At 62.4% G+C, this 21,647-nt stretch carries 24 protein-coding genes; 12 read left to right on the forward strand and 12 right to left on the reverse strand.

The window, feature by feature from the left end; all coding sequences use genetic code 11:
- The first annotated feature begins 53 nt into the window (after window positions 1–53).
- Window positions 54–1,406 (forward strand): formimidoylglutamate deiminase, encoded by a 1,353-nt coding sequence (locus tag NKJ01_RS29535; protein ID WP_352733524.1) that lies wholly within the window; start codon window positions 54–56, stop codon window positions 1,404–1,406.
- Window positions 1,403–2,143 carry a histidine utilization transcriptional repressor HutC gene (hutC, locus tag NKJ01_RS29540; RefSeq protein ID WP_352733527.1) on the forward strand — a complete coding sequence of 247 codons (741 nt, stop codon included), beginning with the start codon at window positions 1,403–1,405 and terminating at the stop codon, window positions 2,141–2,143. The genes NKJ01_RS29535 and hutC overlap by 4 nt, the downstream gene beginning before the upstream one ends.
- A gap of 50 nt (window positions 2,144–2,193) precedes the next feature.
- Here the strand turns inward: hutC and NKJ01_RS29545 are convergent, their stop codons facing one another.
- On the reverse strand, window positions 2,194–2,538 hold the full coding sequence (locus NKJ01_RS29545) for a RidA family protein (protein WP_352733530.1): 345 nt from the start codon (window positions 2,536–2,538) through the stop codon (window positions 2,194–2,196).
- Between the two features lie 227 nt (window positions 2,539–2,765).
- On the opposite strand from NKJ01_RS29545, the gene aztA reads away from it, so the two are divergent.
- The 4 genes from aztA (at window position 2,766) to NKJ01_RS29565 (ending at window position 5,921) form a co-directional block, all read left to right on the forward strand.
- A complete protein-coding gene (gene aztA / locus NKJ01_RS29550) occupies window positions 2,766–3,587 on the forward strand; it encodes a zinc ABC transporter ATP-binding protein AztA (protein WP_352733533.1) in 822 nt (273 codons plus the stop codon).
- Window positions 3,587–4,462: a zinc ABC transporter permease AztB gene (gene aztB / locus NKJ01_RS29555; protein ID WP_023762152.1), complete on the forward strand. Its 876-nt coding sequence runs from the start codon at window positions 3,587–3,589 to the stop codon at window positions 4,460–4,462. The genes aztA and aztB overlap by 1 nt, the downstream gene beginning before the upstream one ends.
- A 28-nt stretch (window positions 4,463–4,490) precedes the next feature.
- Window positions 4,491–5,432, forward strand: coding sequence for a zinc ABC transporter substrate-binding protein AztC (gene aztC / locus NKJ01_RS29560; RefSeq protein WP_352733536.1), 942 nt, complete (start codon window positions 4,491–4,493; stop codon window positions 5,430–5,432).
- A 150-nt stretch (window positions 5,433–5,582) separates the two neighbouring features.
- Window positions 5,583–5,921, forward strand: a complete 339-nt coding sequence (locus NKJ01_RS29565) for a protein tyrosine phosphatase family protein (RefSeq protein WP_352733539.1) — start codon at window positions 5,583–5,585, stop codon at window positions 5,919–5,921.
- A gap of 21 nt (window positions 5,922–5,942) precedes the next feature.
- On the opposite strand, the gene NKJ01_RS29570 is transcribed toward NKJ01_RS29565, so the two are convergent.
- Window positions 5,943–6,410 carry an Lrp/AsnC family transcriptional regulator gene (locus tag NKJ01_RS29570; protein WP_023762149.1) on the reverse strand — a complete coding sequence of 156 codons (468 nt, stop codon included), beginning with the start codon at window positions 6,408–6,410 and terminating at the stop codon, window positions 5,943–5,945.
- 137 nt (window positions 6,411–6,547) lie between these two features.
- On the opposite strand from NKJ01_RS29570, the gene hppD reads away from it, so the two are divergent.
- The 3 genes from hppD to NKJ01_RS29585 all read left to right on the forward strand — a co-directional run bounded on the left by hppD (window position 6,548) and on the right by NKJ01_RS29585 (window position 8,325).
- The gene (gene hppD / locus NKJ01_RS29575; protein ID WP_352733542.1) at window positions 6,548–7,660 is read left to right on the forward strand and encodes a 4-hydroxyphenylpyruvate dioxygenase; all 1,113 of its coding nucleotides are present in this window, start codon (window positions 6,548–6,550) and stop codon (window positions 7,658–7,660) included.
- A gap of 66 nt (window positions 7,661–7,726) precedes the next feature.
- Complete coding sequence (locus NKJ01_RS29580; protein ID WP_352635310.1) at window positions 7,727–7,951, forward strand: type II toxin-antitoxin system Phd/YefM family antitoxin; 225 nt, start codon at window positions 7,727–7,729, stop codon at window positions 7,949–7,951.
- Complete coding sequence (locus tag NKJ01_RS29585; protein WP_352733545.1) at window positions 7,930–8,325, forward strand: type II toxin-antitoxin system VapC family toxin; 396 nt, start codon at window positions 7,930–7,932, stop codon at window positions 8,323–8,325. The genes NKJ01_RS29580 and NKJ01_RS29585 overlap by 22 nt, the downstream gene beginning before the upstream one ends.
- Before the next feature lie 61 nt (window positions 8,326–8,386).
- On the opposite strand, the gene NKJ01_RS29590 is transcribed toward NKJ01_RS29585, so the two are convergent.
- The 4 genes from NKJ01_RS29590 to hmgA are packed head-to-tail and all read right to left on the reverse strand — an operon-like array spanning window position 8,387 to window position 11,736.
- Entirely contained in the window at window positions 8,387–8,509 is a 123-nt protein-coding gene (locus NKJ01_RS29590; RefSeq protein ID WP_352733548.1) for a hypothetical protein, read from the reverse strand.
- Between the two features lie 4 nt (window positions 8,510–8,513).
- Complete coding sequence (locus tag NKJ01_RS29595) at window positions 8,514–9,527, reverse strand: fumarylacetoacetate hydrolase family protein (protein ID WP_352733550.1); 1,014 nt, start codon at window positions 9,525–9,527, stop codon at window positions 8,514–8,516.
- Window positions 9,524–10,411: an MBL fold metallo-hydrolase gene (locus NKJ01_RS29600; protein ID WP_352733570.1), complete on the reverse strand. Its 888-nt coding sequence runs from the start codon at window positions 10,409–10,411 to the stop codon at window positions 9,524–9,526. The genes NKJ01_RS29595 and NKJ01_RS29600 overlap by 4 nt, the downstream gene beginning before the upstream one ends.
- Window positions 10,412–10,422: 11 nt before the next feature.
- Window positions 10,423–11,736, reverse strand: coding sequence for a homogentisate 1,2-dioxygenase (gene hmgA / locus NKJ01_RS29605; RefSeq protein WP_352733553.1), 1,314 nt, complete (start codon window positions 11,734–11,736; stop codon window positions 10,423–10,425).
- 88 nt (window positions 11,737–11,824) lie between these two features.
- Between hmgA and NKJ01_RS29610 the strand changes: the two genes are divergently transcribed.
- Complete coding sequence (locus NKJ01_RS29610) at window positions 11,825–12,319, forward strand: MarR family winged helix-turn-helix transcriptional regulator (protein WP_352733573.1); 495 nt, start codon at window positions 11,825–11,827, stop codon at window positions 12,317–12,319.
- 94 nt (window positions 12,320–12,413) lie between these two features.
- Here the strand turns inward: NKJ01_RS29610 and NKJ01_RS29615 are convergent, their stop codons facing one another.
- The 5 genes from NKJ01_RS29615 to NKJ01_RS29635 form a co-directional block, all read right to left on the reverse strand.
- Window positions 12,414–13,547, reverse strand: coding sequence for a substrate-binding protein (locus NKJ01_RS29615; protein ID WP_352733555.1), 1,134 nt, complete (start codon window positions 13,545–13,547; stop codon window positions 12,414–12,416).
- A 64-nt stretch (window positions 13,548–13,611) separates the two neighbouring features.
- Window positions 13,612–13,884 (reverse strand): hypothetical protein, encoded by a 273-nt coding sequence (locus tag NKJ01_RS29620; protein ID WP_352598856.1) that lies wholly within the window; start codon window positions 13,882–13,884, stop codon window positions 13,612–13,614.
- 90 nt (window positions 13,885–13,974) lie between these two features.
- Complete coding sequence (locus tag NKJ01_RS29625; protein ID WP_352733558.1) at window positions 13,975–15,558, reverse strand: HD domain-containing phosphohydrolase; 1,584 nt, start codon at window positions 15,556–15,558, stop codon at window positions 13,975–13,977.
- A gap of 109 nt (window positions 15,559–15,667) precedes the next feature.
- Entirely contained in the window at window positions 15,668–16,702 is a 1,035-nt protein-coding gene (gene tdh / locus NKJ01_RS29630; protein WP_352733561.1) for an L-threonine 3-dehydrogenase, read from the reverse strand.
- Between the two features lie 51 nt (window positions 16,703–16,753).
- Window positions 16,754–17,941, reverse strand: coding sequence for a glycine C-acetyltransferase (locus tag NKJ01_RS29635; RefSeq protein ID WP_352733564.1), 1,188 nt, complete (start codon window positions 17,939–17,941; stop codon window positions 16,754–16,756).
- A 308-nt stretch (window positions 17,942–18,249) separates the two neighbouring features.
- Here NKJ01_RS29635 and NKJ01_RS29640 point away from each other — a divergent pair, with 308 nt between their 5' ends.
- Window positions 18,250–20,316, forward strand: a complete 2,067-nt coding sequence (locus NKJ01_RS29640; protein ID WP_023762135.1) for a putative bifunctional diguanylate cyclase/phosphodiesterase — start codon at window positions 18,250–18,252, stop codon at window positions 20,314–20,316.
- Between the two features lie 210 nt (window positions 20,317–20,526).
- Here the strand turns inward: NKJ01_RS29640 and NKJ01_RS29645 are convergent, their stop codons facing one another.
- Window positions 20,527–20,955 carry a MarR family winged helix-turn-helix transcriptional regulator gene (locus tag NKJ01_RS29645; protein WP_352598865.1) on the reverse strand — a complete coding sequence of 143 codons (429 nt, stop codon included), beginning with the start codon at window positions 20,953–20,955 and terminating at the stop codon, window positions 20,527–20,529.
- 120 nt (window positions 20,956–21,075) lie between these two features.
- Here NKJ01_RS29645 and NKJ01_RS29650 point away from each other — a divergent pair, with 120 nt between their 5' ends.
- Window positions 21,076–21,483, forward strand: a complete 408-nt coding sequence (locus NKJ01_RS29650) for a hypothetical protein (protein WP_352733567.1) — start codon at window positions 21,076–21,078, stop codon at window positions 21,481–21,483.
- Window positions 21,484–21,647 lie beyond the last annotated feature (164 nt).

Genomic DNA, 21,647 nt, shown 5'->3' on the forward strand with positions numbered 1-21,647 from the left:
AAACGCACCGCAAGTGCCATCATCGCACGAGAGACAGAGAACCGGAGAGAAAAGTGACTGATATCTTCGCGGAACAGGCACTCCTTCCCAATGGCTGGCACGACAATGTCCGGCTCAGCTTCGCCAAGGGACGCATCACGGGCGTCGAGCCTGGAGCCACAGCGCAGGCCGGCGACGATCGTCACGCCATCCTGCTGCCCGGCATGCCCAACCTGCACAGCCACGCCTTCCAACGCGGCATGGCCGGCCTTGCCGAGCTTCGCGGCCCCTCCGCCGACAGTTTCTGGAGCTGGCGCGAGGTGATGTACCGCTTCGCCCTGTCGATGACGCCCGATCAGGTCGAGGCTGTTGCAGCACAACTCTATGTCGAGATGTTGGAGGCCGGTTTTTCGCGCGTCGGCGAATTTCACTATCTGCATCACGACCGTGACGGAAAACCCTACACCAACCTCGCCGAAATGGCAGAGCGCATCGCGGCCGCGGCCGGTGAAACCGGTATCGGCCTAACGCTGCTGCCGGTGTTTTATGCGCACTCGTCTTTCGGCGGCACTGCTCCGAACCAAGGCCAGCGGCGATTCGTCAACGATGTGAATCGGTTCTCCCGGCTTGTTGAGAAAAGCCGCGAAACGGTTCGCACTTTGAATCAAGCCGTTGTCGGCGTTGCCCCGCACAGTTTGCGCGCGGCGACACCACAGGAATTAGCCGAGGTGGCTGCCATGGCGCCAGACGGGCCGATTCACATCCACGTCGCCGAGCAGGTGAAGGAGGTCGAGGATTGCCTTGCTTGGTCGAGCGCGCGGCCAGTCGAATTTCTGCTTGGCCATGCCGAGGTCGACCAACGCTGGTGCCTGATCCACGCCACGCATATGACCGATGCGGAAACGATCGGCATAGCCAAGAGCGGCGCGATTGCCGGTCTCTGCCCAGTCACCGAGGCCAATCTCGGCGACGGCATTTTTGCCGCGCCGCTGTTCAGAGAGCATGGCGGCCGCTTCGGAATCGGCTCCGATTCCAACGTTCTGATCGGGCTGCCCGACGAATTGCGCCAGCTCGAATATTCGCAGCGCCTTGCCCATCGCGCCCGCAACGTGCTCGCGGTCGCCGGCGGCTCGACCGGCCGCGCGCTGTTTGACGCCGCACTTGACGGCGGCAGCGTCGCGCTTGGTGCCGGCGCCTCAGCGATTGCCGCCGGCGCATCCGCCGATCTCGTCTCGCTCGACGCCGGCAGTCCCTCGCTGGCCGGCAAGAGCGGCGACGCAATCCTCGACGCCTGGATCTTCGCCAATGGCAGCAAGGTCGACTGCGTTTGGGTGCATGGCCAAAAACAGGTCAGCGGCGGCCGGCATGCGAGGCGCGAGGCCATCGCCGAGCGGTTTCGCAGCGTGATGAGGGCGCTTTCGGCATGAGCATGATCGGGATAATAGGGACGGAAGGCGGCGGCTCGCTGCACCAGCGCATCCTGTCCGACATCAGCGAGCGCATCATGTCCGGCGCCTGGGCGCCTGGTCACCGCATTCCGTTCGAACACGAACTGAGCGCGCAATACAACTGCTCGCGCATGACGGTGAACAAGGCGCTGTCGCAGCTTGCCAAGGCTGGACTGATCGAACGCCGGCGTCGTTCCGGCAGTTTCGTCCGCCGCCCGCAGTCGCAGGCGGCGGTGCTGGAAATCCATGATATCCGGATCGAGGTCGAAGCGCTCGGCCTGGCCTATCGCTACGAGCGCGCGGCGCGACAAAAGAGGCTCAGCAGCGCCGAGGATCGCGCACTGCTGGAGCTGGGCGTGGCCGGGCCGGTGCTGGCGTTGGAGTGTCGGCATTTCGCCGGCGAGCGGCCATTCGCGCATGAACAGCGGGTAATCAACGTTGCCGCCGTTCCTGAAGCAGCCGACGAGGAATTTCTCGCCATCGCGCCAGGACCATGGCTGATTAGCCGCGTCCCTTGGAGCGAAGCCGAGCACCGGATACGCGCTGTCGCCGCCGACAGGCATATCGCGGCCGCGCTCGATATCGCAGCCGGCGCGCCGTGCCTGGTGGTCGAGCGTCGGACATGGAGCGCCGATCACCCGGTCACCCATGTGCGCTTCACCTATGCGGCCGAGAGCCACACGCTGGTGGCAAGGTTCACGCCGTCGCAGGGGTAGTCTTTCTTCACCCTCCCCCTTGCGGGACCACAAGGGGGAGGGTGAAAAACTCAGATCGCGGCGGTAATAATAATCTCGACCAGATATTCCGGTCCGGCGAGCTTTGCTTCGCCGGTGGCGCGGGCCGGCGTGTTGCCTTGCGGCACCCACTTGTCCCATTCCGCGTTCATCTCGGCAAAGGTGCTCATGTCGGCCAGCCAGATGATCGCCTGCAGGATCTTGGTCTTGTCGCTACCGGCCTTGGCCAGCAGTTGGTCGATTGCCGCCAGGATGTCCCTGGTCTGCGAAGCGACGTTGCCGGTCGGCTGACCGACCTGACCGGCCAGATAGACGGTGTTGCCGTGGATGACGATCTGGCTCATGCGCGGGCCAACGTCGATGCGACGAATGCTCATTGGATGGTTCCTTGCTGTGTCGGTCGTGCCTCTTTAGAGTTGCGGCCGGCCTCGGGCAAGGTCGCCCGGGCAATTCCCCTTGGACCAGCGGCGTGAGACATCCTTACACGGCGAGTTGATCCGGCAGTCGCAATTCCGCCGGATTGGCTTGTTGACTAATGTAATAACATCACATATCCAATCGGCCGCTGACAGCAGCCGGATTTCGCCGCCCCACGGATCGCAGAATGACAAACACATGCCTGACATTCCGCGACCTGACGCTTGGCTACGGCAGCCATCCCGCAATCCATCATCTTGACGGTACCATCCGCAAGGGCTCGCTGACGGCCGTCGTCGGCGCCAACGGCTCCGGCAAATCGACGCTGATGAAAGGCATTGTCGGCGTGTTGAAACCAATGGCCGGCGAGGTCGTCCGCGCGCCTGGCATTCGCGCCGCCTATCTGCCGCAGCAGTCGGAACTCGACCGCTCCTTTCCGGCACGAGTGGTGGATCTGGTCTCGCTTGGCCTGTGGCCACGGCGCGGCCTGCTCGGCCGCTACACCAGGCAAGATCGCGATGATGTTGCCAAAGCACTGATGGCGGTCGGCCTGGGCGGCTTCGAGAAGCGACCGATCGATACGCTGTCGGGCGGCCAGTTGCAGCGCACGCTGTTTGCGCGTGTGCTGTTGCAGGACGCTGAGCTCATCCTGCTCGATGAGCCGTTCAACGCGGTCGATGCCAAGACGGTTGGCGACCTCATCGCACTGATCAAACACTGGCACGGCGAGGAACGCACCATCATGGTGGTCGTCCACGATCTCGATCTGGTGCGGCAGAATTTCCCCGAAACGCTGCTTCTTGCCCGCCAGCCGATCGCCTGGGGCGAAACCAGGGAAACGCTGAAGCCGGAGAACCTTTTACGCGCCCGCCGCTTCCACGAAGCCTGGGAAGAGAATGCGCCCTGGTGCGAGCCGGGTGAGGACGCTCATGCCCATGGGCACGATCATCATGGCCATCATGATCACGGGCACGATCATGACCACGGCGTCGGGCCGAGGGCTGCCTGATGGACGCGCTTTACGGTCTTTTCATCGCGCCTTTCGCCGATTTCGGCTTCATGCAGCGGGCGCTAATCGGTTCGCTGATGCTGTCGCTGGGCGCCTGCCCCATCGGCGTCTTCCTGATGCTGCGACGGATGAGCCTGTCGGGCGACGCCATGGCGCATGCCATCCTGCCGGGTGCGGCCGCCGGCTTCCTGTTCTATGGGCTGGAGATCCTGCCGATGACCATCGGCGGCCTGATCGCCGGCGTCATCGTCGCGCTCGGCGCCGGCGCCGTCTCGCGCTTCACCATCCAGCGCGAGGACGCCTCGATGGCAGCGTTCTATCTCATATCGCTCGCCATCGGTGTGCTGATGGTGTCGATCCGCGGTTCCAGCGTCGATCTCATGCATGTGCTGTTCGGCACCGTGCTGGCGCTCAACAATGAAGCGCTGATGCTGATCGGCGGCATCGTTGCGGTGACATTGGTCAGCCTTGCCATCTTCTGGCGGGCATTGGTCGCCGAATGCCTCGATCCGCTGTTCCTGCGCTCGGTCAGCCGGCTGGGCAGCCCGGTGCATTTCATCTTCCTCGGCCTTGTCGTGCTCAACCTCGTCGGCGGCTTCCAGGCACTCGGTACCTTGCTGTCGGTGGGGCTGATGATGCTGCCGGCCGCCGCCGCCCGCTTCTGGACGGTGCGCGTCGAGCCGATGTGCGTGCTGGCGGTGCTGATCGGCTTTGCCTCCTGCGTCGCCGGGCTGCTCCTGTCCTATCACGCGTCGCTGCCGTCCGGCCCGGCCATCATCCTGTCGGCAGGCGTCGTTTATTTCGCCTCGATCCTATTCGGCACGCGCGGCATTCTGCGCGCCCGCATCGTCCATCACCGTCACAGAACGGCCTGATCCCCCGCCCCCTAAAGGAGACCCGTCTATGCTGAAATCGATCCGCGCCGCCCTGGCGATGAGCGTTATAACATTAACTGCCCTTGGCGCATCGTCGGCCTTCGCGGCACCATTGAAAGTGGTCGCCAGCTTCACCGTCATCGCCGATTTTGCTAGGAATGTCGGCGGCGACCGGATCGATGTAACCACCATCGTCGGGCCGGACGGCGACGCCCATGTCTATGAGCCAAGCCCGGCCGATGCGGTGGCCATGGCCAAGGCCGATATCGTGCTGGTCAACGGCCTGCATTTCGAAGGGTTTTTGCAGCGGCTGGTCGACGCCAGCGCCACCAAGGCCTCGATCGTCACCTTGACCAAGGGGGTGACGCCGATCGACTTCAAGCCTGAATTCGCCGATGCCGACGCAGCCGAAGGTGCCGGGACCAGTGGCGGCAAGACTGTCACCGATCCGCACGCCTTCCAATCGATCGCCAATGCCAGGATCTATGTGAAGAACATCGCCGAAGCTTTCTGCGCAGCCGACTCCGATGGCTGCGTCAGCTACCAGACCAATGCCGCCGCCTACACCAAGAGGCTCGATGCAGTCGAAGGCGAAGTGAAAGCGGCGATCGCCTCGATCCCTGAAAACAAGCGTGTCGTCATCACCTCGCATGATGCCTTCGGCTATTTCGAACACGCATACGGCCTGACCTTCCTCGCCCCGCAAGGCATCTCGACCGATTCCGAACCGTCCGCCGCCGACGTCGCCAAGCTGGTCACCCAGGTGAAGCAGGACAGAGCGGCTGCGATCTTCGTCGAGAACATCACCAACCCGCGCCTGATCGAGCAGATCGCGAGCGAGACCGGCATCAAGGTCGGAGGCACGCTCTATTCGGATGCGCTGTCGCAACCCGATGGCCCAGCCTCGACCTATATCGACATGATGCACAACAACATCCGCCAGATCAAAGGGGCGATCCTCGGCAGCTGAGTTTGAAGGGTCATCCAACCGGGCCGCGTCGGCCCGGTTGGAATTTCTGGCGCGCAATGTCTATTTGGCAGAGAATTCCTTCGGTGCGGATTGCCGCACATGTCGGGGAGTGGCAAGACTGCCGCCTGACCAGTTTGCGAGGATACTGCCATGGAATACCGCGAAATCAGTGAGGACTATTCGGTCTCGGGCCAGATACAGCCGGAAGACGTCGCCGCCATCAAGGCCGCCGGCTTCAAGAGCGTCATCTGCAACCGGCCCGACGACGAGCAGCCCGGCCAGCCTTCGGCCGACACGCTCAAGACGGCAGTCGAAGCCGCCGGTCTCGCCTTCCGCTATATCCCCGTCATCAGCGGCCAGATCACGGCCGAGAATGTCGAGGATCAGGCCGAGGCACTGGATGAACTCGACGGCCCGGTCTTCGCCTATTGCCGTTCAGGCGCGCGCTGCACCAATCTTTATGGGCTGATCCAACAGTCGAAGGGTTAGATCGACTCAAAGGGTCAAAGGTCAAATCGGCAGCGCGCCGGTTTCCTTGAGCGTCTCCAGCACGATCGCCGTTTTCACATGCTGCACGGATTCGTGTGGCAGGAGCACGCCGTTGACGAATTCCGACAGCGACTTCAAATCGGGCGTCACCACTTTCAAGATGTAGTCCATCTCGCCGGTCAGCGCGTGCGCCTCCTGCACCTCGGGCAGCCGCGCCACCAATTCGCCGAAGCGCCGCGCATTGTCGCGATTGTGGGTAGCCAATGTCACCGAGATGACATTGACCAAGGAAAAACCGAGCTTGTCGCGGTCGAGCACCGCCCGGTAGCCCTTGATGAAGCCGTCTTCCTCCAACCGCTGGCGGCGGCGCGAGCATTGCGACGCCGACAGGTTCACGCGTTCCGAAAGATCGTTGTTGGTCAGCCGAGCATCGCCCTGCAAAAGCGCCATTATCTTGCGGTCAAACTGATCAATGCGCGTCTCATCCATGGTTTTTCCCCGTATGGTGCATATTTCGCGCATAAGATGATCATTTCAAGCGTTTGAATGCAAGCACCGTGCACCGGCTCCGCGTTATGATGGCGTCAGATGGCCTTTGCAGGCCAGGCAAGATCCGGAGGAATATCATGGGCCCCTTCCCGCACGATGCCCCACCCGCCAAGATCAGCAAGGACAACCCCGCCGGCACAGATGGGTTCGAGTTCGTCGAGTTCGCGCATCCGGAGCCGCAGAAGCTCGCCGAACTATTCACCCGGATGGGCTATGTCGCGGTGGCCAAGCACCGCACGAAGGACATCACAGTCTGGCGCCAGGGCGACATCAACTATGTCGTCAATGCCGAGCCCGGCTCGCATGCGATGAAATTCGTCGACAAGCACGGCCCCTGCGCCCCCTCCATGGCCTGGCGCGTGGTCGATGCCAAACACGCTTTCGACCACGCTGTTGCCAAAGGCGCGACGCCCTACGAAGGCACCGACAAGGCGCTCGATGTGCCTGCAATCGTCGGCATTGGCGGCTCGCTGCTCTATTTCATCGAGACCTACGGCGAGAAGGGTTCGGCCTACGATGCCGAGTTCGAATGGCTGGGCGAACGCGACCCGCGGCCGCAAGGCGTCGGCTTCTATTATCTCGACCACCTAACCCACAATGTCTATCGCGGGCAGATGGACAAATGGTGGGATTTCTACCGCAACCTGTTCGGCTTCAAACAGATCCATTTCTTCGACATCGACGGCAAGGTCACCGGCCTGGTCAGCCGCGCCATCACCTCGCCCTGCGGCAAGATCCGCATTCCGCTCAACGAGTCCAAGGACGAGACCAGCCAGATCGCCGAGTACCTGAAGAAGTACAATGGCGAAGGCATCCAGCACATTGCGGTCGGCACCGACGAGATTTATGCCGCCACCGACAGGCTGGCAGAAAACGGGCTGAAATTCATGCCCGGCCCGCCGGAAACCTATTACGACATGTCCTATGCCAGGGTGAACGGCCATGACGAGCCGATCGAGCGGATGAAGAAGCACGGCATCCTGATCGACGGCGAAGGTGTCGTCGACGGCGGCACGACCAAGATCCTGCTGCAGATCTTCTCGAAAACCGTGATCGGCCCGATCTTCTTCGAGTTTATCCAGCGCAAGGGCGACGAAGGCTTTGGCGAGGGCAATTTCCGCGCGCTGTTCGAATCGATCGAGCAGGACCAGATCAAGCGCGGCGTGATCAAGGTTCAGGCTGCGGAGTAGACCGACCTCGACATCTTGTGTCGCGATCCATTATGACCTAAATTATGGTCACAATGGATCGCAACCATGAATGTTTCCATCGCCGAGGCCAAGGCCAAATTGTCGGAACTCGTCAGCCGCGCGGAAGCCGGTGAGGAGATCGTGCTCACACGCCACGGCAAGGTGGCCGCGCGCATCGTACCGCCAGCAATGGCCGAACCCCTGCCGCGCATCGGCGCGTTGAAGGGCAAGATCTGGATTGCAGACGATTTTGACGAACTCGGCCCCGAATGGGACGAGTACGTGAAGTGACGGTCGGCCCGTTTCTCGCCGACACCCATATCATCCTCTGGTCGATTTCGGACGATCGACGTCTCAGCGAGCAGCACCGCGCCATCCTGGCTTCGGAAGCGGTGGTGTTCGCTAGCGCGGCAAGCGTTTGGGAAATTGCGGTCAAACGTTCGATCAGAAAACTCGATGCGCCGGACGATCTGCCGACGCTGCTTCCAAGGATGCAATTTCAGCCGCTCGCCATAACCCTCCAGCATGCCAATGCCGTCAGTGGCCTCCCTCACCACCATGGCGATCCGTTCGACAGGCTGCTGATTGCGCAGGCGCAGGTGGAGAAACTCACCATCCTTACATCGGACCCACATTTTGCTCGCTACGACGTCGCTTTGATCTGACCAGCCAAGCGACTGGTCTCGCAAGCCCAGCCGCTCAGCCTCCGCCCGTCTCAACTTCAAATCATAGTCTTGCAGGAACTCGCAGAGTGGGCGCCTTGACCGTGGTGCCAGAGAGCATGGCATGCACCTGGTGGCGTGCCTCGATGCGGTAACTCAGCCGGATCGCCTTGATGACGACCGTCATTCTCTCACCTCTCGTATTTCTCGACCTTCTGCTCGATGGCGCCGAAGATCGAATGACCCGTCCTGTCCTTCATTTCGATGCGCACCGTGTCGCCGAAGCGCAGGAATGGAGTCTCGGGTTCGCCTGACAAAATGGTCTCGATCATTCGCAGTTCGGCGATGCAGGAATAGCCGGCGCCACCGGCCGAGACAGGCTTGCCCGGCCCGCCGTCGAGCTTGTTGGAGACGGTGCCCGAGCCGACGATGGTGCCGGCGGCCAGCGGCCTTGTCCTGGCAGCATGCATGATCAGCGCCGGAAAATCGAAGGTCATGTCGACACCGGCATTGGCCCGGCCGAACGGCTTGCCGTTGAGATCGGCCAGCAGCGGCAAGCTGACCTTGCCGCCATCCCAGGCGTCCCCCAGTTCGTCCGGCGTCACTGCGACAGGCGAGAACGCCGAGGACGGCTTTGACTGGAAAAAGCCGAAACCCTTGGCTAGCTCCGGTCCGGTCAGCGCGCGCAGCGTCACGTCGTTGACCAGCATGATCAGCCGGATCGCGGCGCGCGCTTCCTCGAGGCTTGCACCCATCGGCACGTCGTCGACGACAACAGCGACTTCGCCTTCCATATCGATGCCGAACGCCTCGTCGACTATCCGGATCGGATCGCGTGGCGGAATGAAGGAATCCGAGCCGCCCTGGTAGATCAGCGGGTCGGTCCAGAAGCTCGCCGGCATTTCGGCGCCGCGGGCTTTGCGCACCAGTTCGACGTGGTTCACATAGGCCGAGCCATCGGCCCACTGATAGGCACGCGGCAGCGGCGAATGGGCGTCATGTTCGTGGAAGCGTTCCGACGGCATCGCATTGTTCTCCAGCGATTCCGCTATTGTCGCGAGATGTGGGGCGATGCGCCGCCAGTCGTCTAGCGCCGCCTGCAGCGTGCGCGCCAGGAACGAGGCGTCGGTGAAGCGTGTCAGGTCGCGCGAGACGACGACGAGTTTTCCGTCGCGCGTCCCGTCCTTCAATGTGGCAAGCTTCATGCGGTTTCCTCTCCCTGTGCGGCTTTGGCGCCGCTTAATTCCACAACAAGGCCGTCGCGGGCGATCGTCAAGTCGCCGGCCCATGTTTTCCTGACAGCGGCGATCCAGTCGGCCTCGCCGATCTCAGCATCGTCGGCCGGAATGAGGTGATTGAGCACCAGGCTCGTCACGCCGGCATCGCGGGCGATATGCCCGGCTTCTTCGGCAAAGCTGTGGCTGGCGAGCAGATGCTCTCTCAGCCGCCCGCCATTGCCGGTCTTCGCCACCAGCCGCTCGATGCCGTCTTCGAGCATGGCTTCGTGGACCAGGATGTCGGCCCCCCGGGCAAAATCGGCGAGCGGTGGAAAAAAGGCCGTATCCGCTGAGAACACAACGCTTTTCCCGCCATGCTCGAAGCGCAGGGCAAAACAGTCAGTCACCGGAGGATGCTCGACGCGCAGCGCCGAGATCTTCAAGCCACCCTGCTCGGCCACATGGCCTTCGCCGAACTCAACGATCGAAACCAGTTCGCGAATGTCCGGCCGGCCCTCGTCGACGATGCGGATCTCGATGTCGAACTCCAACGACTGACAAAAGCGCCGCCAGTAGTGGCCCGTGCCGGGCGGGCCGAACACTTCGACGGGTGTCGCCAGCCCCGCCGTCCAGGCGGTGTGGACCAGCGGTCCCAGTTCCAACATATGGTCGGAATGCAAATGCGTGATGAAGACCAGGTCGAGCACCTTCAGGCTGATGCCGACATCGACCAGACCGCGCGTGACGCCGAGACCGCAATCGACGACGATGCTGCGCCCGCCGATCTGCAGCAGCGACGAACTCGGCCACGGTCCGCCCGGCCGCAATGCCGGACCACCCTTCGAGCCCAAAAGCACCAGCCGGTCCGCCATTGGCTCAGTGCTCAAGACCAATCGCCCTCCGGCGTGCCGTTGAAGCGCTTCTTCAGGTCGGACCAGCAGTCGATGTAATTGTCCTGCCGGGTTTCCAGTTCGGCGCCGTAGCGGGTCAGCATCTGCGGAAAGCGGGTCTCGAACATGAAGGCCATGGTGTTGTCGAGCTTGACCGGTTTCAGGTCCGCGCGCGAGGCCTTTTCGAAGCCAGGCGCATCAGGCCCATGGGCCAGCATCAGATTGTGCAAGCTGATGCCGCCGGGCACAAAACCCTCTTCCTTGGCGTCGTATTGGCCGTGGATCAGCCCCATGAACTCGCTCATGATGTTGCGGTGGTACCAGGGCGGCCGGAACGTATCTTCGGCCACCAGCCAGCGCGGCGGGAAGATGACGAAGTCGATGTTGGCGGTGCCCTCCTCGCCGCTCGGCGCGGTCAGCACGGTGAAGATCGACGGGTCTGGATGGTCGAACAACAGCGCGCCGACCGGCGAAAAGGTTGCCAGATCATATTTGTAGGGCGCGTAGTTGCCGTGCCAGGCGACGACATCCAGCGGCGAGTGACCGATCTCGGTGACATGGAAATTGCCGCACCATTTGACGACTAGCCGGCACGGCGTTTCCTTCTCCTCGAACCAGGCGCAAGGTGTCTTGAAATCGCGCGGATTGGCCAGGCAGTTGGCACCGATTGGGCCACGGTCGGGTAGAGTCAGCTTGGCGCCATAGTTCTCGCAGACATAGCCGCGCACTTCCTTGTCGACCAACTCGACCTTGAAGACGAGGCCACGTGGCAGCACGGCGATCTCGCCGGGCCTCAATTCGATGACGCCCATCTCGGTGACGAAGCGCAAGGCACCGACTTGCGGCACGACCAGCAACTCCCCGTCCGCGTTGAAGAAATGATCGTCCGCCATCGAGCGGTTGGCGACGTAGACATGCGCTGCCATGCCGGTCTGTCCCAGCACATCGCCCGCAGTGGTGATGCTACGCATGCCGGCGATGAAATCGGTGGGCTCTTTCGGCATCGGCACCGGATTCCAGCGGTACTGGCCGAGCGCCAGTTCGTGATCGCCGACATTGGGCGCGCTCTTCCACAAGGGATAGCTCGCCGGTTTGAAGCGGCCGGTGTGCTTGACGCTCGGCCGAATGCGATAGAGCCAGGAGCGCTCATTGGTGCCGCGCGGCGCGGTGAAGGGCGAGCCGGAAAGCTGCTCGGCATAGAGCCCATAGGCCGGCCGCTGCGGCGAATTCCGCCCCTGCGGCAGCGAACCCGGCAAGGTCTCGGTTTCAAAGTCGTTGCCGAACCCCGGCATGTAGGAAAAGGCCATTGCTTCCTCCCGGAATGGATCTCAATTGACCAAACTGGTTTCATTTGTAACCATCGAAAATGTAACCATCAATGGCGGCTTTGAAAAAATGGCGATCAAGAGCGAAGCGTCCGACGCGCCTGAAATTCTCAATCTGGAAAATTTCCTGCCCTACCGGCTCTACCGGCTTGCCGACGCCGTCAGCCGCGAATTTTCGCGAATATACAAGGACAGTCACGGCCTGACGCGGCCGGAATGGCGTACCCTTTCCGGGCTTGGGCAGCATGGAACGATGACCGCGACTGAACTCGGCAACCAATCGGCCATGCACAAGACCAAGGTATCGCGCGCCGTGGCTGAACTCGAACGGCGACGCTGGCTCACCCGAACCGCTGACGAGAATGACCGCCGCGTCGAACATCTGGCGCTGACCAAGGCCGGCCTTGCCGCCTATCGCGAAATGGTGCCGCTGGCGAAGGCGTTCGAGCGGGAATTGCTGGACAAACTTAGCGTGAGCGAGCGTGCGGCGATCTCGAACGGATTGGCCGCGCTGGAGGCCGCCTTGGCATCAACCCACGGCCAGTTGCGGAATGACATCGAATAGGCGCAAGGAACAGCCCTTGTTGGCCCGGTTGGATGGCGAGGGCGGCATCTACTCGCCCTCGCCAATTGGAGCAACATTGATCGACGCCGCGGATTCAGTCGGCGCCGATGACTTGGCTTTCGCCGGCAAGCATCCGTTCGTTGGGATCGATCGGTCCAAGGTTCTTCACGATCCGGAAGCGACCGCTCTGTGCCTGCGCAATGTACATGTTCATGCGAACATGGTGCTGGCCGGGGACCATTTCGGCCGGGCCACCCGGTCCCTCGCTGATCCGGACGTGGTCGAGCGCCCGGATAACCGCGTCGCGCTCGACCGAGCCGGCTTCGTTCACCGCCGCTTCCCACATTTTGATCGCCCGGTAGTGGCCGGTGCAGCCGCTGCCCGCGGTCAACATCGCGCTGCCAGGGAATCGGTCCTGGTAGCGCCGCATGAGCGCCCGGCCAAACGGATCCTCGAGTTTCTGATAGTAGTCGAGGCAACTGTAGAGGCCTTCGATCTGCACGGACGGCACGAGATTGAAGAAGTTCTCGTCGAAGTAGGTGCAGATGAACTTGCCGCCTCGCTTGCCGAAACCAGCCCTGTGCAGCTCGTCGAGAAACGGCGTCAAGCCGGGTGGAACCAGAGTGTTGAAGACCACTTCGGCGCCGCTCGCCATGATCTGCTGCACCGTCTGCCGGAAATCGACGGTATCGAGCGGAAAATACTCCTCACCGACGATCTCGCCGCCATTGGCGCGAACCACCCGGCTCGCGGCCTTGTTCAACAGATGGGGCCAGATGTAGTCGGCCGAAGGCAGATAGAATTTCTTCGCCCCGGTGCTTTTCATGAACCATGGGATCAGCGGCTCGACCTGCTGCGCGGGCACCGGACCCGTGCAGAAGATCAGGGGATCGCTTTCCTGCCCCTCGTATTGCTCGGTATAGATGTAGAGCGTCCTGCCGCGTGCGACCGCCTCGCTCTTGATGGCTTGGCGGGTCGAACTGTAGATACCTCCGACGACCAGATCGACTTTGTCGACATCTATCAGTTTCGCGGTCCTTGCCTTGGCAACGCTGTCGGTGGTCTCGCCGTCCTCGATGATGACTTTCACCGGCTGGCCCAGCAAGCCGCCCTTGGCGTTGATGTCATCGACGAGCATGGTCGTGAGGTTTGCGTTGGCGATGCCCATGAAGGACAACGGGCCGGTGAGTTCGGCGATAAGGCCGATCTTGATGGGTTTCTGGTCCATCTCATGTCTCCGATCTTTGGGGTTCGTGGGTGCGCCGCCGGTAGCAGGCGGCGCGAAAGGCACGTCAGGCCTCATAGTGGCCGAGCAGCATCGCCGCTTGCGGCTTGCCCACGTGGCCAGCCTCCTGCAGGATCGCCGGCACTTCGGGATCCGATACGAAGTTCTTCCAACCCTCGGCATCCCAGTCGAAGATCGCCCAGACGCGGTCGGACTCGCTGGGGTCGCGGAACACGGTCGCGCCGTTCGAACCGTGCAGTCGGCGCTTGTCGGCGCCCTTGGTCGAAAAGATACGGATGAAGCGGTCGACGTCCGCCACCTTGGTCGTTGCGAGAAGCATCTGATTTCCTCCTGTCGGTCGCGGCCACCATTGGTCCGTCGACAGGATCACGATGCGCGCCTCGGAGCAGGCGCACATGGGGAGGATTCCCTATGCCAATGACTTTGTCTCGCCCGGCCGGACAAGGCCGTGCTCGACCGCATAGAGTGCCGCGGCGGCGCGGGTGGTCACACCGATCTTGGCATAGACGCTCTGGATATGGTGATCCGCGGTCTTGGGCGAGATATCCAGCTTCCGCCCCGCTTCCTTCGCGGTGAGGCCGGCGGCGATCAGGCGCAGCACCTCGATCTCACGTGGCGTCATTCCGGCCAGCGGCCGGTGCGGCGCCCGGCGTGACCGCTGCCCGGCGAAGGACAGCACGGCCTCGGCCGCGTCGGGGCAGATACAGCCCTCACGAACGGCAGCGCGCAACTGCGTCGCCGCGGCGTCGCTGGACAGCGCCCTGCGGTGAGGACGTTCCTCCCGCGACGTTTGGAACGCTTCGGCGGCGGCCAGGATTCTCGCCGCCGGGGACAGGTCGGAACCGCCGACCTTGCGGTGATAGCCAGAGCCGTCCAGGCGTTCATGATGGCGCAGGACGAGTGAGGCCATTGCCTCGCCTTCGCGGCCGAACGAGGCCAGCGCACGCTCGCCGTAATAGGCGTGCAGTTGGGCTGCGTCGCGCTCGCGGACCGACAGCGGACCATTGCGCATCCAGGTCGCCACCGGCACGACAAGTTCGCCAATGTCGTGGATGCAGCCCGCCCAGCGCAGCGCACGGACGTCGGCGGCGGGCAGCCCCATCTGTCTCCCCGCTCCCTCAGCCAGTTCCGCCACCATCCGCGAATGGCCTTGTGTGAACGGCATGCGCATGTCGATCATGTCGGCGATGGCGAGAAATGCCTCGTCGCAGTCCACCTCATCGAGCGACACCGGCGGATCGGGCTCCAGCGCCAAAATCGTCTCGCGGTCGACCGTCACGCCGATGTCTTCCATCAGCACCGCAGCGTTTGCCGCGACAAGCCGGGCCAGATCAGCCGCGTAAGGGCCGTCGCCGCGGCTGGCGATAGTTTCGGCCATTTCCACGATCCCGACGGCATCGCTAAGCGCAATGACATCCTGCGCCAGAGTGATCAATTGGACGGCCGGCAGCACCTCCTCGCCGCTCAGTCCACGTGGCAGACCCTTGCCGTCCCAGCGTTCGTAGATCTGTCCAAGATTACGGCCCATCTCCCCGGACAAGCCAAGCCGCTCGCCGATGCGCTGCGCGACCTCGCAATGCGCGATCAGCACCGGGCGGGCCACCGCAAGTGCCTGCGACATGGCGGCCTCGATCGCCTTGGCCTGCGCGTCAGGCTGGAGATCGTAATAGAACCGCTTGAAGGCCTGTACGAAGACCCTGCCCAGTTCCGCACGATTGCCCATATCGAGACCGACAAGGTCCTGGCGGAGCGCGATTTCGTCGCCGAAGGTTGCCGACAGAAGATCGGTATCCGCGTTGCAGCCAACATAGCGAAGCATCGACTGGTGGTAGGCATTGCGCCGAACCTGCTCGGAAACGCCCGCACGATCTGCGATCCGCATCGCAAGCACGCAGGATTTCAGCGCGAAGTCGCGAGAATGACCGGTTGCGAGGTCCGAAGCATAGGCGAGGACCATCATGAAGTCCGCCCGGCGGATCGAGACTTTTGTCATCGCCCACCTCCCAATGAGCATGCTAGTCCCGCGGGCCGTCGATACCTAGCGGAAAATCCCACGCGCGCCGTCAGCCGGCTGGCTGGTTTCAGATCCCCGGCGCCAACGCCTACCAGTCCATCACCACCTTGCCCGAACTGCCGCTGCGCATGGCATCGAAGCCGGCCTGAAAGTCATCAATGCCGATGCGGTGCGTGATCAAGCCGGAGACATCCAGCGGCCCCTGCACCAGCGCGATCATCTTGTACCAGGTTTCGAACATCTCGCGGCCGTAGATGCCTTTCAGATGCAACATCTTGAAGATGACCTTGTTCCAGTCGATCTCGAAACCGGTTGGCGCAATGCCCAGGATGGCAATCTTGCCGCCATTGTTCATGGTGTCGATCATGTCGCGGAAAGCGGGGGCGGCGCCCGACATTTCGAGGCCGACGTCAAAACCCTCGGTCATGCCGAGCGCCGGCATGACCTCGCGCAGCTTTTCCTGCGAGGCGTCGACGACATGCTGGACGCCGAGCTTTTTCGCCAGCGCCAGCCGCACAGGGTTGATGTCGGTGATCACCACCTTTCGTGCGCCGACGCATTGCGCGACGAGCGCGCCCATGATGCCGATCGGTCCGGCCCCGGTGACCAGTACGTCCTCGCCGACCAAGTCAAAGGACAATGCCGTGTGGACAGCATTGCCCAGGGGATCGAAGATCGCGGCGATCTCGTCCGGCACATCGTCGGGGATCGGCACGACATTGTGCTGCGGAATCGCCAGATACTCGCCAAAGGCGCCCGGACGGTTGACGCCGACGCCGAGCGTGTTGCGGCAGAGATGCCCTCGCCCGGCACGGCAGTTGCGGCAATGGCCGCAGACGATATGACCCTCGCCCGACACGCGCTGGCCGACCTTGTATTCGGTGACAGCGGCGCCGAAATCGGCGACGGTGCCGACAAATTCATGGCCGGTGACCATCGGCACCGGCACCGTCTTCTGCGCCCACTGATCCCAATTGTAGATATGGACGTCGGTGCCGCAGATTGCCGTCTTGCGGATCTTGATCAGCACGTCGTTAGGGCCGATTTCCGGCACCGGCACCTCTTCCATCCAGATGCCCGGCTCGGCCTTGGCCTTCACCAGCGCCTTCATCATGTTCGACATGCTTTTGTCCCTTGAATCTCTTGATCCGGAATGGCTTTCGATTGCGGCCTTTCAGGAAATCACGCCCAATTCCTTGCCGACCGCTTCGAAAGCCTCAACCGCACGGTCGATGTCCGCGGCGGAATGCGCCGCCGACATCTGGGTGCGGATGCGCGCCTGGCCCTTCGGCACCACCGGGAAGGAAAAACCGATGACGTAGATGCCACGCTTCAGCATGCGAGCCGCCATCTCCTGCGCCAGCGTCGCATCGCCCAGCATCACTGGAATGATCGGATGGTCGGCGCCGGCCAGCGTGAAACCGAGCTTGCCCATCTGCGACCGGAACCGCGTCGCATTGGCATAGAGGTGCTCGCGCAAGGCATCGCCATTGCGGATCAGGTCGAACACCTTGATCGAAGCGCCGGCGATCGCCGGCATCAGCGTGTTGGAAAAAAGATAGGGCCGCGAGCGCTGGCGCAGCCAATCGACCACCTGCCTCTTGCCAGAGGTGTAGCCGCCGGATGCACCGCCGAGCGCCTTGCCGAGCGTCCCGGTGATGATGTCGACCCTGCCCTCGACGCCACAATGCTCGGGCGAGCCGCGGCCGTTCTGGCCGACGAAGCCGACCGCATGGCTGTCGTCAACCATCACCATGGCGTCGTATTTTTCGGCAAGCTCGCAGACACCCCTGAGATTGGCGATGATGCCATCCATCGAGAACACACCGTCGGTGGCGATCAGCCGGAAGCGGCAGTCCCTGGCTTCCTTCAGGCGCACCTCCAGATCGGCCATGTCGTTGTTGGCGTAGCGGAAGCGTTTGGCCTTCGACAGCCGCACGCCGTCGATGATCGAAGCGTGGTTCAGCGCATCGGAAATGACCGCGTCCTCTTCACCGAGCAACGTCTCGAACAGGCCGCCATTGGCATCGAAGCAGGAGCCATAGAGGATGGTGTCTTCCAGGCCGAGGAAGGATGAAATCGTCGCCTCGAGCTGCTTGTGCTCCTCTTGCGTGCCGCAGATGAAGCGCACCGACGCCATGCCATAGCCATAGCGGTCGAGCGCCTGCTTGGCCGCATCGCGCAGGTCGTCGCTATCGGCAAGGCCGAGATAGTTATTGGCGCAGAAGTTGAGCACTTTCTGCCCGCCGACCTCGATCTCAGCCGACTGGGTGGAGGAGATCACGCGCTCGGATTTGTAGAGGCCGGCCGATTTGAGCCCCGCGAGCTCGCTGTCGATGTGGGAAAGGAATGCTGCGGTCATGGTCGGGCCTCGTTCGATGTGGGCCGACTGTCGTCTCGTCCGAGCTAAAAATCCATCGCAAAAACGACCGGATCGGTGGCAAGCGGCCCGATGTGGGCTCGATGATCTCAAAAAGCGACGCTACAACAAATGATGCTGGCCGGTGACCGCTCGAATGCCGGCATGGCGCTAAACTGGCCGATAACCATTTCGCGATCTTTCCACGTCTCCCCCTTGCCGGACGGCTGTCAATTTCCAGACCTGTTAATGTTTGCAGGCCAATGGTCTTCGCAGCAGGAATCCGTTGGCGAAGAGGACCGCCCCCGAAAATGTCGCAGCAGCCGGCGCAAACCGTTTCAGGCAAACTCATACTGCTGATCAAAGCTGGCTACTGGCTGGCCCTGCTGATCATTGCCGCCATGGTGATAGCCTCCTTCATCCTGCTGCAGCAGATGATGGCCACCCAACAGCACAACAACACTTTGCTCGACATCGTCAGCACGCAAAAAACGCTTTCGCAGCGTATCGTCTTCCTGGCCGGCGCAACGGGCGCTGCTTCGCGTGACAAACAGCCGGCGCTGGTCAGCGCGCTCAAGCAGGCCACGGGGGAGTTCGAGACCAACTACGATCTGCTGCTAAAGCAGACGGGAGCCGACCCCCAATCGCCTGCCAAGCTCGATCCGAGGTCGATCGACAGCGTCCTTTTCGCCAAGCCCTTCCACCTCGACTATTTCTCGGTCGGGCTGATCGCCAATGGCGACCGCCTGATCTCCGCCTATGAATCTCAATTCAGTGGGAATGGCGGCTACAAGGGCGGCGGCGAGCGCGTCAATCTCGATGCCTCTGTCGCCAATGCGAACTTGTCGGGCTACGCCGCCCTTGGCCAGCGCATCAGCGCCGATGCAGACGAGCGTTCCGAGAAGCTGCTCGCTCTTCACCGCACGCTGTTCTACGCCACCCTGGGCGTCATCATACTGGTGGCGCTTTTCATCTTCAGGCCGATGTCGAACGCCATCCTGCGCAAGACGCATGAGCTGATCGACGCGCGCAATTCGATGGCCTTCATCGCGGTGCATGACGGCCTCACCGGCCTGCACAACCGCACGTTCCTGACCGATCATTTCGACACGCTGATCAAGGGGTCACACCGCCGCCGGGAGCGCCTGGCTGTGATCCAGCTCGACCTCGACCGGTTCAAGCAGATCAACGATACGCTAGGCCATGCCGCAGGCGACTATGTGCTGGTCGTCACCGCGCAGCGCATGCGCGATTCCTGCCGGGCGTCGGACTTGTGCGCGCGCCTGGGCGGCGACGAGTTCGTCATGATCCTCGGCGGCGCCGGCGGCACCGAAGACATCAACATGCTGGCCCGGCGCATCCTGGCGCATATCAACGAGCCGATCGTCTTCCAGGGCACGACCGTTCTCCCGGGCGCCAGCGCCGGCATCGCCGTCTACCCGATCGACGCCGACAATGCTCAGGATCTGCTGGTTCATGCCGATCTGGCGCTCTATTCCGCCAAGAAGCTGGGCGGCGGCAACTTCTCCTTCTTCTCCGAAGAGTTGCGCCGCGAGCTCGACTATCGCAAACAGCTCGAGCACGACATCAAGGTCGCCATCGCGGAGCGGGCCTTCCAGGTCTATTTCCAACCGCAGGTTTCGCTGACCAACGGCACGATCAGCGGCATCGAGGCGCTGGTGCGCTGGAACCATGCCGAGCGCGGCATGATCCCACCGGGCGAATTTATCCCGGTCGCCGAAAAATGCGGCTTCATGCCCGAGATCGGCCGTATCGTCATCGCCAAAGCGATCAACGAAGCCGCCGAATGGAACCGCGCCGGCATTGCCTTCGGCCGGCTTGCCGTCAATGTTTCCGGCACGGAACTGCGCGAGCCCGATTTCGATGAGTTTCTTTTCGAGACGCTGGAAAAGGCCGGGCTGCCGCCACAGAAACTGTCGCTGGAAATCGTCGAATCCGTTATCCTCGACGACGAGAAGACGGGTATCGCCGCCAAGCTGCGCCACATCAGGGCGGCCGGCGTCCACCTGGAACTCGATGATTTCGGTACCGGTTATGCCTCGCTAAGCCATGTCAATCCGAACGAGATCGACCGGCTGAAGATCGATCGACGCTTCGTCCAGAACATTCATGAGAATGGCGACAACTCGAAGATCGTGCGCGCCATCACCGAGCTTGCCCGTGGCCTCGGCATCTCCATCGTCGCCGAAGGCGCCGAAACCGAAGCCGAACTCGAATCGCTGATGGCGATCGGCTGCGACCAGGTGCAGGGCTACTCCATCGCCTTCCCGATGCCGCACGACAAGGCGCTGGAATGGCTGACTGCCCGCATGCCGAAGAAGGCCAGGCTGACGGTGCTGCAGGGAAGCCTGGCATAGGCGTCGCCCAAAGCGTATCGCGCTTGAGCGGAACCGAGCGACGCGCTTTGTTATCCCAAAACCGCTGCGCACTTTTGGGCGAGATGTTCCAGGACGGCTTCGACGCAAGACGAAGCTGACCAACCTGATCACCGCTCTGAACCTGCGCCATTACACTTTTGGAACAATCCGGGGCTACGACGACTGAGCCGATGAGCCGGGCCCGCCCTCCTATCCCCCGACATTCGCCCGCAACGCCGCCAGAACCTGCGCGAACTCCGCCAGCCGCTCGTCGGACAGTCCGACCCGTAGCCGCTTGTCAAAGGACAACGCAGCCTTGCGCAAGGTCTCGAACATCGCTTCTCCCGCCGCGGTCAGTTCGACCAGATGAACCCGGCGGTTCACGGGATCGCGGCGGCGTATCAGCAGGCCCTGCGCCTCCATCGCATTGAGATGGTGGGTCAGCGTCGCCCCCTGGATGCCGATCATGCCGGCAAGCTCGCGCTGATTGGCAAGCTTGCTCGATTTGACCGACAGCAGAGTGAGCCAGACCGGCAACGTACCGCCCGCTTCGACAAGAGCAGCATCGAAGGCCTGGGCGACAAGTTTGGCGGTGCGGCCGAGATTCATGCCGACTGGCGGGCGGTCAAAGGGCGTCATCGTCGGACACTAGGCGGTGTTCTCCGTAGAGGGAACTGGGTGACAGTCTTATACATTGACATCTAATCATTTGATATCTAATTATATGCGAACGGCGGGCAAAAAAGAGGAAATGCGGTCATGCAATATGTCTACATCGTCGTCCTCGGTCTTCATGTCGTGGCCGGCGTGTTCTGGGCCGGCACCACCATCGCGGTCGGCCGCGATCCGGAGATCCGGGCGGAACGGTTCTTCCGGCCCCAAATGGGCGCGGCCGGCCTGGTTTTCCTCACCGGCATACTGCTTTGGTATTTCTTCCATCAAGGCCTTTTCGGCCCGATGGAGAAGGTGCTGGCGCTGGGCATCGCCACGGCTCTAATTGCCGCCGGCGTACAGGGCGCGCTGGTCGGTTCTGCCGCCAGGCAGCTTGCCGGCACCGACGCGGCGACAGAAGCCCGATTGCGCGCGAAAATGACAAGAGGCGAGCGCATCGCCGGCGGTCTGCTGGTCATCACCGTGCTGTGCATGGCCGTCGCGCGGATGGTCTGAGACGCACAATTTCACGGAATCGCATGTTGTCTGGCGACGAGCCAATGACGTGCGGGCGCCGGGGGGGGGGGGGGGGGGAGAGGAGCGGGGCAGAGACGAACCACGGCCCCGCCCGACGCGCGCGAGGGAGAAAAAAAAAAAAGAAAAACGACCAAAAAAAAGAA

It is taken from the genome of Mesorhizobium sp. M0276, from assembly GCF_040321755.1.
Classification (GTDB): domain Bacteria; phylum Pseudomonadota; class Alphaproteobacteria; order Rhizobiales; family Rhizobiaceae; genus Mesorhizobium.